We start from the raw sequence: 12669 nt of genomic DNA on the forward strand, positions 1-12669 counted from the left end.
ACTTATTGGTATAAATTCTCTTTAGTCACTTCTTTTTGAAACAGCACCCTGTCCTGATTGTAGTATTCAACAAAATCAACTTTGTGTGCGTGCCCGCTATATGGCGCATAGTAATGCATTTTTGGCGGATTCATATATTCGTTCCAACCGTGATTTCTCCATAACAATACATATGATATTTTATAATCACCTATTGCATTGGTCAATGTTTCTGTCCACCATTTTTCATAAGGTATAGCCTCATAACCAGTCTCGGCAAGAGCAGTAAGCTTACCGTGTTCTTCGGCAGTCTCCTGCATTATACCAATTAAACTATGCACGTTATCGGTATACTCTTTAAGCTTTTCGCCTTCTCCGGTTTGATAAGCATCAAAGCTCATCATATCCACATAATCATCACCAGGATAATATTCCAAAAAGTCGGCTTTGGTTTTTACATTAGCGTCCGACGTATTGTATATATATATAAGGTTATGTACTCCCTTTTGTTCAAAATAATCTACCGTAAATCTCCATAGCTGTTTAAACTGCTCAGGACTGGTAGTATTTTTACACCACCAAAACCAGTCGCCCGTAAACTCGTGGTATGGCCTGTATAAAATTGGCACCAAATTACCGTCACTACCTTTTAACGAAAGAAGAAAAGTAGCAGCATTATCCAGCCACTCCTTGTAAACCTCATGTTTAGCCCCTCCCGGAAGTACCGATGCAACCGTCCCCTCAGGATTATCCCATGCATCGCCTCCGCTTAACGGATTGTTCACATGCCAGCTTATGGTATTAACACCACCCCTGTCGTACACCTCTTTTATAAACTGCCTCATTTTATCAAAAGGCACTCCGTCAAGGTTTTTATCGGCATTATTCTCTATCCTTCCTATATCCCATCCGTATATGGCAGGATAGTCTCCGGTAACATCTTTCACGTCGCTTCGTCCCTTTTCATATTTCCACTCCACACCATAAGCAAGGTCGTCCTGATGACCGAACATATATCCCTTATCCCTTAGTTTAAATAAGTTTTTATACAAAGTAACTGTTTGTGCTGTAGCATTTTTATCTGCTAAAACACTTACAGCCATCTCTTTTTCTTCCTGACTGGTTGTTACCTCCTCTTTATTGCCAGACTTCCCACAGGAAACTACAGCTAAGGCAAGTAACAGTATTGATATCTTATTTTTCATTTAAATTTGTAGTTGGTTTAAAGAGAATGCTTTAAACTTGATAAATTCTTAATTTATTGACCTTAATATTTAACAAAGCACAATTTTAAACGCACTTTTTTGATAATGTCAAAGATAATTTTAGTCTTAAATTTAAGTTAATATTATTTTATCAATATTATATCATATAATTGCAAATAAAAACACACAAATGAACACTCAAAAATTTCACAGAGAAATTCCGCCACTATCTAAAGGTGATAGTTTCCTGGTTTTTGACAGGATTAAAGATAGTTTTGACTTCCCTATACATTACCATCCGGAGTATGAAATTAACTTTATACTTAATGGCAAAGGTGTAAAAAGAATTGTGGGAGATCATATAGAGGAAATAGATGATGTTGAACTGGTCCTGGTTGGACCAAACCTACATCACGGATGGGAAATGAATACCTGCAAAAACAAAAAAGTACACGAAATAACCATACAGTTCCATAATGATCTGTTTAGCGATTCCTTATTATCACGACGTATAATGATGCCTATTAAAGATATGTTTAACCGATCTAACCACGGTATACTGTTCTCTAAAAAAACAGGTGAAGAACTGGCTAACAGATTGATAAGTATTTCTAAACTGGACGGAATGGATTACTTTCTGGAAATTATCTCCATACTTCATGACATGGCCAATTCCAGAAACCAGCGACTACTTTCCACCTTCACCGTAGATCATGATACTTTTGAAGATGATGATAAAATGAAACTGGTATACGAGCACATACAAAAAAATTTCTCTAACAAGATTACACTTGATGAAGTATCTGACATTACAAGTATGAGCCCGGTATCGTTTAACCGTTTTATAAAGAAACGAACCGGAAAAACATTTGTTAACTACCTTAATGATATAAGAGTAGGTTATGCTGCAAGATGGCTTATAGAAAAAGATTTGAGCATATCAGAAATTGCATTTAAGTCGGGCTTTAACAATATTGCCAATTTTAACCGCATATTTAAAAGCATAAAGAACACAACTCCAAGTCAATACAGGGACGAATTTTATGGAATGAAACGCTTTTTATAAGCTAAAGCTGACTAAAAAATACACCTTAAAACCTTTGCTTTACGATATTTTAACCACTGACACTCAATACATTAATTATCCTTACAAAAGTAAGTATATTTTTATGATATATTATTTACGCAAACGTTAGAGAAAATATTATCATTAAATGATAAAATAATATTAACAAACGCTTAACATCTCCCATAAATTTGTTTTTATCAATAAATGAACTCTAAAATTACCGAAAGCAAAATTAAAGTGTTTATTTATTTAGAAATTAGTAACTAACCTAACACAAATTAATTATGGGGATTACATTACTTTATTTTACTAATTGGCTAAAACGCGGCAATACATTATTGTACCTGCTTTTGTTTTGCTCTTTTAGTGCGTTGCAGGCGCAAACCACTGTTACAGGTACCGTGACAGATAACACTGGCTTTGGTATACCGGGAGCCAATGTTAGCGTTAAGGGTAGTAACACAGCCATTGCTACTGATATTGATGGAAATTATGCCATCGAAGCGCCTGAAAATGCTGTTCTTGTATATACCTTTATAGGATATGAAACCCAGGAAATAGCGGTAAAAGGTCGTACCGTACTTAACGTTACCCTTGCGGAAAACTCACAACTTCTTGACGATGTAGTCATAATTGGTTACGGCGCTCAAAAGAAAGATGATGTAAACAGTGCGGTATCCAGCATTCGTACGAAAGACATTGAAAACCTAAAACAAACCACTGTAGACCAAATGATTCAGGGTAAAGCAGCAGGTGTTTCGGTAACAAATAATAGCGGACAGCCGGGTAGTGCTGTTTCAATCAGGGTTCGTGGTACAACATCAATTTCAGGTACTAACGAGCCTTTATATATTATAGACGGCGTGCCAATTTCAGGTGACGGCACTAATATTTCTACCAGTGGAAGACCTATATCAGGCAGTGATTTCTCTTCAAACGGGGGCGCAGGTAACAACGCTGTGAGTCCGCTTTCCATGATTAACCCCAACGACATCCTCTCTATAGACATCCTTAAAGATGCCTCGGCTACAGCCATCTACGGTTCAAGGGGAGCTAACGGTGTAATCATTATTACTACAAAATCAGGTAGAAAGGGTGAAGGTAAAATTGCTTACGAAGGTTACACTTCTATCCAGAATATTTACAAAAAACTAGACGTTTTGGACTTACAGGGCTATGCCAGACAGCAAAAAGCATTATGGCTGGCTTATGGTTTTAACGAATCAGACTTCCGTCCTGAATTCCAGCATCCTGAACTTTTAGGATCAGGTACTGACTGGCAGGATGAAGTATACCAAACAGCATATTCACACAGCCATCAGCTTTCATTCTCTGGAGCTAAAGATGCTACAAGATATTATATATCAGGCGGTTTCCTTGACCAGGAAGGTATACTTTTAGGATCAGGATACAAAAGATACACCATGCGTGTTAACCTTGACTCACAGGTTAAAAGCTGGTTAAAAGTAGGTGTAAATGCAAACACCGGTATTACTAACGAAAAACTTACCATTAACCAGAGTTACGGTGGTATAATAAGTAATACGCTACTACAGTCTCCTGATATCCCTGTTAGAAATCCTGACGGAAGTTTTGCAGGACCTACAAGCAACGACCTTAACTCTACTTACTTTAACCCGGTTGCTGAGGCGCTTGTTAAAGACAACAAACTGGTACGAAAAAATTTCCTTGGTAATGTTTTTGCTGAAGCTGACATTATTGACGGACTAAAATACAGAATTGAAGTTGGTGCTAATACTGAATTCTCTGAAAATACCGATTTTACTCCTTCTTACAGCTGGGGTGTACAAACTAACCCAAGTGCCGACTTAATGGAAAGAAGACAAAACTGGTACTCGGTTAACATTAAAAACCTGCTTACTTATACAAAAAGCTTAGGCAAACATAACTTCACATTACTTGCCGGTCAGGAAGCTAACGACAGTCACTGGGAAGGTCTTGTTGCAACAGGTACAGGTTTCCAAACTAACAATGTTTACGGTTTAAACCTTAGTGACCCTGCACAAAATAAAGTAACAAGCTACAAAGGCAGCCAGGCTTTATACTCATTTTTCGGGCGTTTAATTTATGACTTTAACGATCGCTACGGACTTTCGGCTTCATGGAGGGCAGACCGTTCGTCTAAATTTGACCCAACTACAGATAACCAGTGGGGTTACTTCCCTGCAGTTGCTGTTTCGTGGAAGCTTTCTAACGAGTCGTTCATGGAGGGTACACGTAAATATATAGACAACATTAAGTTCAGGATAGGTTATGGTGAAACAGGTAACCAGCAAATTCCTAACAACAGGTATACTGCTTATCTTGGTCAGCAAAACTCTGGCATTGGTCCTGGTTTCCTTCCTTCAAACTTCCCTAATCCTGATTTAACCTGGGAGTCAATGCAACAAACAAACTTTGGTCTTGACTTTACAGTACTTGGCGGTAGGCTATCGGCTAACCTTGACTACTATATTAAAAAATCAGACGGATTCCTTTTCCAAATGCCGTGGCCTTTATACCTAACAGGTGGTGGTGGCCAATATGGTGGTGTTGATGCTCCATACTCTAACCTTGGTGAAATGGAAAACAGAGGTTATGATATTACCTTAAACTACAATACAAAAGGCTCAGGTGATTTTTCATGGAGTTCAACTCTTGTATTCTCACACTATAAAAATGAGCTAACAAGCCTGTCTAACGGTTTATCACTAACTCAGGAAGTAAACACTAACGGTTACCAGCCTGTAGTTGTAACTAATACCGAAGTAGGTTCTCCTATTGGTATGTTCTACGGATATGAAGTAGTAGGCCTGTTCCAAACTATGGATCAGCTTAACAATGCTCCTATACAGTTTGACCAGTCTGTTGGAGAGGGCGTTGGTCAAACATGGCTTGGTGATGTTCAGTACAAAGACGTTAACGGAGATGGTGTTATAGATGCAAATGATAAAACATTTATAGGTAACCCTCACCCGGACTTTACTTTTGGTTTTACTAATACTTTTAAATACAAAAACTTCGATCTTTCTGTTTTTGTACAGGGATCTTACGGCAACGATGTAATGAACCTTACTTACAGAAACGGAACACAAAACGGACAGCTATACCAAAATGCGCTTACGGATGCTGCTAATTACTGGACTCCTGAGAATACAGATACAAATATTCCAAGGATAGTTCCAGGTAATGCTAACACTAACGTACAGATATCAAGCCGTTATGTTGAAGACGGATCTTATGCAAGAATTCAAAACCTTACTTTAGGTTACTCACTACCTCAGGACATCGTTTCTAAAGTAAAAATGTCAAGAGTACGTATTTATGGCTCTGTTCAAAACCTTCATACCTTTACTAAATATAAAGGTTATGATCCTGAAATTGGTTCATTTAACCAAAATCAGCTACTAACAGGTATTGATAACGGACGATACCCTTCACCAAGAACTTTTTCTGTAGGAGTTAATGTAGAATTTTAAAAAAAATGAAAATGAAAAGATTTTTTAATCTATACAAAATATGTAGTTTGGCATTAGTGCTTACAATGCTTGCCTCCTGTGCCGAAGAGTTTACAAACCGCCCGCCGGAAGATACTATCTCTTTAGACAGCTACTACAGCACAAACGAACAGGTTACATCTGCCACAAATGGTATGTATGCCAGAACCTGGTTCCAGTTTCATAACAAGTTTTTCTTTGCTGTTACCGAAGTAGGTTCGGGTAATATGTATACAGGATCTAGCGACGTTAATGCAATGAGAACCTTTTCTCTAAACGGTAGTGATCCTGAACTTGTTAACGGATGGAGTTCACTATGGGCAAATATCGCTCAGGCGAACCTTATTATTAACTTCTTACCAGAGCGTGTTGGACCCGGTGTAAGTCCGGAAGTACTTCAAAACACTATTGGGGAAGCTTATTTTATGAGAGCTACTGCTTACTTTTATTTAGTAAGACTTTGGGGTGATGTACCAATTATTGAAAATAACCTTGATTTTGCAGCAAACCCTGTAATCAATAAAAACAGGATTGAAGATGTTTACACTTTAATCGAAATGGATTATCAGGCAGCTATTGAAAATCTATACGACAAAACAAGGTCATCAAACTACACCGCTAATGCTCGTGTATCTAAGGGATCAGCTAAAGCAATGCTGGCTAAGGTGTACCTGTATCAGCAAAGATATTCTGATGCTAAAACAATAGCTGAAGAAGTAATCAATAGCGGTGAGTTTAAATTACTTGGTGGTGAATCGCTACCCGACAAAAGTTTTGGTGATTTATTTACTTACCCTAACAACAACAATGAAGAATCAATTTTTGCTATCCAGTGGGTAACCGACGGTAACTACGGTTCTGCCAGCAACTGTAACACTCAGTTTGGTATCAGTACAGCAGCAATCACTACATCAAACGCTTCTTATGGTGGTGTATTCGGTCCTTCTCAGGATGCAATTTTCAATGTATACACTGAACCGGGCGATGTAAGAAGAAAAGAAACTATCATGATGCCGGGTGATGAATATCCTAACATAAAGGTTCGTATTAACAGTGGTACTGAAGAACAAACAGGTTTTGTTGTTCCTGAGGCAGACCAAATAGGCGGTCAGGGAGCCGGTGCTGCCATTAAAAAATACTGTATAGGTATCGTTAATGGTGATGTTACAGGCCCTATAGATGCCTGGAATATGATGGAAAACAACACTTACATTATGAGGTATGCTGACTTGTTACTTATACATGCAGAAGCTACCCTGGGCGGGGCGGGAAGCACTTCAGATGCGGCTGCATTAAGCTCATACAATGCTGTAAGAAACAGGGCTGGTTTACCAAGTGTTACCTCATTTACTTTTGATGAGCTTTTCCTTGAAAGAAGACGTGAACTTTGTTTTGAAGGTGATTTTTGGTTTGACCTTGGAAGAATACCAAGATCTCAGGCTATTGCTATAATGGCAGCACAAAACAGAGGTAATAAAGATCTTGAAGAGCATTTTACTCCGGATGAATCTGACTTCTACCTGGATTATCCTGATAATGAAGTAGCTAAAAACCCTTTGCTATTAGAAGATCCGGTACCATATTCATTTGACTAATATTAAAAAAACAGAGTTATGAAGAACTTTAGATTAAAACATATATTGGGCTTACTTTCTGTATTCGCAATATTATTTGTAGTCTCATGTAATGATGACGACAGTATTACACCCGGAAAACCGAGCATTGAAAGCGTTAGCCTTGCAGAGAACGACTCGCTTGTAGAATATGGCTACGCAAACAACATGTACATTGTGCGTGGTGCAGGTTTTACAGGTACCGAAAAAATATATTTTAACGACGTTGATACCTATTTCAACCCAACCCTAGTAACAGACGGAGTTATTTTTGTAACTATTGATGAAGATACCCCTTATGAAAATGCTTCAAACGAACTTAAGGTAGTTACTCCACGTGGTACTGCAATATACGCTTTTGTAGTGGCTCCACCGGCACCTACTCTTAAAAGCTTCCAGCCTATAAATGCTGCCGAAGGAGAAGAAATTACCATATACGGAAGGTATTTCCTTGATCCGGTAGTTACTATTGATGGCGTTGAGGCAGAAATTGTTTCAAGCAGTATTAACCAAATTGTTGCGATTGTTCCTGCGGGATCTAACGGAAAATATGTACAGGTTGAAACTATATCAGGCTCTTCTGAGTGGGATACTGCCATTGGTACGGCTATTTATGATGATGCTTTCTACGCCCCTTGGGATATTGAAGCATGGAACAATCATGAATATATAACAAATGAGGCCGATGCTTACCAGGGAACTACTTTTATCAAAAAAGAAATTGCCGGATGGGATAACATACAGGGTAACTGGAACTGGGATGACCAAATCTCTCAGTACACAGGGATCCACTTTGCTGTACGTTCTGACGATGCAGGTAAACTGGTACTTATTTTTAATGGTAATAACTGGGGAGATGCAAATTATTCGTTTGAAACTACCGAAGAATGGATTGATGTACGTTTCACATGGGAAGAGCTTGGCGGAATGCCTGAAGCCCTGCAAAATATTTCATTCCAGGAATTTACCGGAGAAACCCACAATTACTATTTTGACAACTTTGGTTATACCGTAGACTAATAAGCTCATACATTGTAATTTTGTTTTTTGTGAAACATTCCCTGATTATAAATCAGGGAATGTTTTAATCATTTATAGCCCGCATGAATACCAAACATAAAATAACCAATACTGTAAACAGTATTGAAAACACAACATTTTTGGCATCCAAAATAAATCGCATAATTAATATATAGTACAACCTTGCATAAAACTTTAAGAATGAAAAATATTATTTACAGCTTTTTAAGTTTGGCACTAAGTGTAACGGCTTTTGCTCAGGGAAATGTTTATAAACAGGAACCTACAAAATTTGAAGGCCTTGCCATGACTCCGCCAATGGGGTGGAACTCATGGAATACCTTTGCTACCAACATTGACGAAAACCTTGTAAAACAAACTGCCGATATCATGGTATCATCGGGCATGAGAGATGCCGGATATACCTACATAGTGCTTGACGATGGCTGGATGACACATGAAAGGGATGAAAACGGAAATTTAGTACCCGATCCTAAAAAATTCCCAAGCGGAATGAAAGCTCTTATAGATTATGTTCATTCTAAAGGTTTAAAATTTGGACTTTATAACTGTGCAGGTACTAAAACATGTGCAGGTTATCCCGGAACCAGAGGTTACGAATATCAGGATGCACGTTTTTATGCATCATTAGGTATTGATTTTTTAAAATACGATTGGTGTAATACTGAAGGTATTAATGCTACAGAGGCATATACTACAATGAGCAATGCTCTTAAAACTGCCGGAAGGCCCATACTTTTCAGCCTTTGCGAATGGGGCGATAACCAACCTTGGGAATGGGGTGAACCACTAGGTAACATGTGGAGAATATCGGGCGACATCTATCCTTGTTTTGACTGCGAATTCAAACATCCTGAAAACTGGTCTTCATGGGGTTTCATGAAAATTGTTGATATGAGAAAAGGTATCAGGAAATATTCGGGACCAGACCATTGGAATGATTTTGACATGATGGAAGTGGGTAACGAAATGAACGATACCGAAGATAAATCGCATTTTAGTATTTGGTGCATGGTAGCATCTCCTCTTATTGCAGGTAACGACTTTAGAAACATGAGCAAAGAAACTCTGGATATACTTACCAATAAAGACATGATTGCCATTAATCAGGATAAACTGGGCATACAGGGTTTTAGATACAAAAATGACAACGGACTTGAAACATGGGTTAAGCCACTTGAAAATGGCGACTGGGCTGTTGCTTTCCTTAACAGAAGCGAAGAAGACAAGAGCATTAACTTTAACTGGAAAGAACACATCATTAAAGACGACATCTTTAATTTAGAAACATCATTTGATTCTGTAACCTATGATATTTATGACGTATGGAATCATAAAAAAGCAGGTACAACCAAAAAAGCATTTAAAGATAAAGTTGCTCCGCATGATATTGTAGTACTTAGACTTTCTAAAAAATAAAAAATGACAAACAGAATAAAACATATAGCTTTTTTGCTGTTGTTTGGTTTTACTGCTTTTGCTCAGGTTTCAAAGCACGGGCAGTTAAGTGTAAAGGGCACTAAACTTACAGATGAAAAAGGCAAACATATAATGCTGAGAGGTGTTAGTTTTGGCTGGCACAGCTTTTGGCCCCGTTTTTACAATCAGGATGCTGTAAAATGGCTTAAAGATGATTGGAAAGTAAATGTAGTACGTGCTGCTATGGGCATTGAAGTAGGTAATGATACTTACATTCAAAATCCTCAGTTCGCTACAGAAAAAATAATGGCTGTTGTTGAAGGTGCTATTGCAAACGATGTTTATGTAATAATAGACTGGCATAGCCATAATATTAATCTTGAAGAAGCCAAACTGTTTTTTGATCAGATATCAAAAAAGTACGGCAATTATCCTAACGTGATTTATGAGATATTTAATGAACCGGACGATGAAAACTGGACTGATGTTAAGGCTTACAGTGAACAGATTATAAAAGTTATCAGGAAAAATGATCCTGACAATATTATACTGGTAGGTTGCCCACACTGGGATCAGGACATTAACCTCCCTGCTTCCGATCCTATTAAAGGTTTTGACAATCTAATGTATACCGTTCACTTTTATGCTGCGACACACAAACAGGAGCTACGAGACCGTACCGATAAGGCTATAGAATCGGGGTTACCGATATTTATATCTGAAAGTGCTGGTATGGAAGCCAGCGGTGACGGCCCCATGGATTATGACGAATGGCAACGCTGGATTGACTGGATGGAAGAGCGCGGGTTAAGCTGGATAACATGGTCTATATCCGACAAGGATGAAACCTGTAGTATGCTACAAAAATCGGCCTCCTCTACAGGTGAGTGGAAAGAAAACGATTTGAAAGAAAGTGGTGTTAAAACCCGTAATTATTTAAGATCGTTGAACAAACGATAAGTTAAGTTGAGTTAGTTTTGTAATTTGAGAGAGCCTCACTTAGCGTGAGGCTTTTTTGTGAAATACAAAAACACTATACTAATTATTTTTAATTATATTCGCTGAAAAATAAACATTTATGAAAAATTTAATTTACCTATGCCTTGCATTTTGTATGGCTACAACTGTTGGATTTGCACAAAAAATTACCGATAAAGACTTACAGGGTACATGGAATCTGGTAGCTTTAGACGCATTAAGTTCTCAGGGAATCTATTTAGACCTTGCTAATAATGACGTAAAATTTTCGGAAGAAGTACAAGCACAGGCTCCTGCGGAAGCTCTTGCTCAGGCTAAAGAAAGCATGGCTCCTACAATAGATATGCTGAAACAAATGAAAATGATTGTAAACGGAAATGAAATAAAACAAAGTGTTCCGGGTGACGAACAAACAGGTATATACAGCATCGTTAACGAAGGTGAGATGCAAAAACTTAAAATAATTTATGCTGACGGTACCGATGACAACGTAGAGTTTTACATGAAAGACAAAAAACTTCATGTAAATCTTGGTGAAGACGGACTGTTCATATATGCTAAAGAGTAATTATAGCTTTCATTAAACAAACAAAAAGAGCTGCCAAAAGGCAGCTCTTTTTGTTTGTTTAAGCAGTTTTTTCCTTAGCAAAGGTAACAAGCCCCTACAAAAAGCAGGATTACAGAGACAAACAGGTTAAAAACACCTATACTCCTAAAGCGTAGATTGTTTCTGTCTATCCCCGCAAGGATTAGCTTCCCCGATGCTAATAAAAAGAAGGCTCCAAACGAATAACATAAAACCTGATACATAATCATAGATTTTTAAGTGAAACATTAAGCTTTCTTTTCTTTTTCTTTTAGCGTATTTTTAGTTATCCCCCCAAACATAACAATTAACAGATGCAGGTGTTTAATGCCATGTACAAGGACAGTTACTGATGCCCTGAAATATATCCAGACCAACAGTTATCATATGTGTACCACTGTTATAAGCAAGAAGCTCATTAGTAGTTAGCTGATATGAATAAGCAAAATAAAAATTCGAAACATTTAATCCAACCATTGGACCAATATTTATTGGATTTCCTAACTGATCGTTAAGAAAACGGTAGCTCCCGCCTATCCAATAGTAGTCATCACCATCCATATAACGGAATTTAAGGTTAATATCGGTAGTAGACCTTCCGTCACTTTCAAAATACTGAACGAATGAAGATGGTTCTACTTCCCAATTACCGCTTCCTTTAAATGTATAACCTGTATAAAACTGGTAGTTTCTAAGTCTGTTTGGCTCCTGTATTGCAAAAATATCAAGATCCTTATTCAGTATATTAGCACCGGTAGCACTAATATAAAACTCCCCTATTCTATATAGTAATGCAACATCAAAGTTGTGGTTTACCACATAACGATTGTTGTTTATAGAAGGATCGGGTGTTGTAATATTTTCTATATCTACCTTAAACTGATTAAGGTTATACGAAATACCAAACGAAAGGAACTGATTAGTATACTTATCTAATATAATATGGTGTGCAAAAGATACTTTACCACCATATTGCCTGGTATTACCATTACGGTCATTATATAAAAACATACCAATACCCGTATTATCGGCTATCCTTAAATCTGCAGCCAGTGACTGCATATCAGGGGCATCTTTAATCCCTACCCATTGTGTAAGTCCGTTAAGCCTTATTTTCACATGGTCACCAATACCTGCATAAGCAGGAGAAATAATATAAGGGTTATCTGCCAGATACTGTGTATGTGTTGGTATTGTTAACTCCTGAGCACGCATTACAAATGCTGTAAGTAGTAAAGTTAGTAGGAGAAAAGTTTTTTTCATTGTGTGTGTATTTTGGCCT

10 protein-coding genes are annotated in these 12669 nt (G+C 37.7%); 7 read left to right on the plus strand and 3 right to left on the minus strand.

Going from position 1 to position 12669, the window contains the following annotated elements:
- Window positions 1-2 precede the first annotated feature (2 nt).
- Complete coding sequence (locus tag ABS768_RS14265) at window positions 3-1184, minus strand: glycoside hydrolase family 26 protein (RefSeq protein ID WP_408075617.1); 1182 nt, start codon at window positions 1182-1184, stop codon at window positions 3-5.
- A gap of 190 nt (window positions 1185-1374) precedes the next feature.
- Here ABS768_RS14265 and ABS768_RS14270 point away from each other — a divergent pair, with 190 nt between their 5' ends.
- The 7 genes from ABS768_RS14270 (at window position 1375) to ABS768_RS14300 (ending at window position 11369) form a co-directional block, all read left to right on the plus strand.
- On the plus strand, window positions 1375-2250 hold the full coding sequence (locus tag ABS768_RS14270; protein WP_157481395.1) for an AraC family transcriptional regulator: 876 nt from the start codon (window positions 1375-1377) through the stop codon (window positions 2248-2250).
- Between the two features lie 287 nt (window positions 2251-2537).
- The gene (locus ABS768_RS14275) at window positions 2538-5732 is read left to right on the plus strand and encodes a SusC/RagA family TonB-linked outer membrane protein (protein ID WP_408075618.1); all 3195 of its coding nucleotides are present in this window, start codon (window positions 2538-2540) and stop codon (window positions 5730-5732) included.
- Window positions 5733-5743: 11 nt separating this feature from the next.
- Entirely contained in the window at window positions 5744-7345 is a 1602-nt protein-coding gene (locus tag ABS768_RS14280; RefSeq protein ID WP_408075619.1) for a RagB/SusD family nutrient uptake outer membrane protein, read from the plus strand.
- An 18-nt stretch (window positions 7346-7363) separates the two neighbouring features.
- Window positions 7364-8383, plus strand: coding sequence for an IPT/TIG domain-containing protein (locus ABS768_RS14285; RefSeq protein ID WP_408075620.1), 1020 nt, complete (start codon window positions 7364-7366; stop codon window positions 8381-8383).
- A gap of 201 nt (window positions 8384-8584) precedes the next feature.
- Window positions 8585-9823 carry a glycoside hydrolase family 27 protein gene (locus ABS768_RS14290; RefSeq protein WP_408075621.1) on the plus strand — a complete coding sequence of 413 codons (1239 nt, stop codon included), beginning with the start codon at window positions 8585-8587 and terminating at the stop codon, window positions 9821-9823.
- 3 nt (window positions 9824-9826) lie between these two features.
- The gene (locus ABS768_RS14295; RefSeq protein WP_408075622.1) at window positions 9827-10783 is read left to right on the plus strand and encodes a glycoside hydrolase family 5 protein; all 957 of its coding nucleotides are present in this window, start codon (window positions 9827-9829) and stop codon (window positions 10781-10783) included.
- A gap of 118 nt (window positions 10784-10901) precedes the next feature.
- The gene (locus ABS768_RS14300) at window positions 10902-11369 is read left to right on the plus strand and encodes a hypothetical protein (RefSeq protein WP_408075623.1); all 468 of its coding nucleotides are present in this window, start codon (window positions 10902-10904) and stop codon (window positions 11367-11369) included.
- Window positions 11370-11443: 74 nt separating this feature from the next.
- Here the strand turns inward: ABS768_RS14300 and ABS768_RS14305 are convergent, their stop codons facing one another.
- Together ABS768_RS14305 and ABS768_RS14310 are read right to left on the minus strand one after the other, a co-directional pair.
- The gene (locus ABS768_RS14305; protein WP_408075624.1) at window positions 11444-11611 is read right to left on the minus strand and encodes a hypothetical protein; all 168 of its coding nucleotides are present in this window, start codon (window positions 11609-11611) and stop codon (window positions 11444-11446) included.
- Between the two features lie 100 nt (window positions 11612-11711).
- The gene (locus ABS768_RS14310; RefSeq protein WP_035135378.1) at window positions 11712-12650 is read right to left on the minus strand and encodes a PorP/SprF family type IX secretion system membrane protein; all 939 of its coding nucleotides are present in this window, start codon (window positions 12648-12650) and stop codon (window positions 11712-11714) included.
- Between the last annotated feature and the right edge of the window lie 19 nt (window positions 12651-12669).

Origin of the sequence: Flavobacterium rhizophilum (genome assembly GCF_046000485.1) — a bacterium.
Lineage (GTDB): Bacteria > Bacteroidota > Bacteroidia > Flavobacteriales > Flavobacteriaceae > Flavobacterium > Flavobacterium rhizophilum.

What these genes read in the sequence shown, in the direction of transcription:
- ABS768_RS14265 (WP_408075617.1), bottom strand. Translation starts at nt 1,184, where the DNA reads ATGAAAAATAAGATATCAATACTGTTACTTGCCTTAGCTGTAGTTTCC.
- ABS768_RS14270 (WP_157481395.1), top strand. Translation starts at nt 1,375, where the DNA reads ATGAACACTCAAAAATTTCACAGAGAAATTCCGCCACTATCTAAAGGT.
- ABS768_RS14275 (WP_408075618.1), top strand. Translation starts at nt 2,538, where the DNA reads ATGGGGATTACATTACTTTATTTTACTAATTGGCTAAAACGCGGCAAT.
- ABS768_RS14280 (WP_408075619.1), top strand. Translation starts at nt 5,744, where the DNA reads ATGAAAAGATTTTTTAATCTATACAAAATATGTAGTTTGGCATTAGTG.
- ABS768_RS14285 (WP_408075620.1), top strand. Translation starts at nt 7,364, where the DNA reads ATGAAGAACTTTAGATTAAAACATATATTGGGCTTACTTTCTGTATTC.
- ABS768_RS14290 (WP_408075621.1), top strand. Translation starts at nt 8,585, where the DNA reads ATGAAAAATATTATTTACAGCTTTTTAAGTTTGGCACTAAGTGTAACG.
- ABS768_RS14295 (WP_408075622.1), top strand. Translation starts at nt 9,827, where the DNA reads ATGACAAACAGAATAAAACATATAGCTTTTTTGCTGTTGTTTGGTTTT.
- ABS768_RS14300 (WP_408075623.1), top strand. Translation starts at nt 10,902, where the DNA reads ATGAAAAATTTAATTTACCTATGCCTTGCATTTTGTATGGCTACAACT.
- ABS768_RS14305 (WP_408075624.1), bottom strand. Translation starts at nt 11,611, where the DNA reads ATGTATCAGGTTTTATGTTATTCGTTTGGAGCCTTCTTTTTATTAGCA.
- ABS768_RS14310 (WP_035135378.1), bottom strand. Translation starts at nt 12,650, where the DNA reads ATGAAAAAAACTTTTCTCCTACTAACTTTACTACTTACAGCATTTGTA.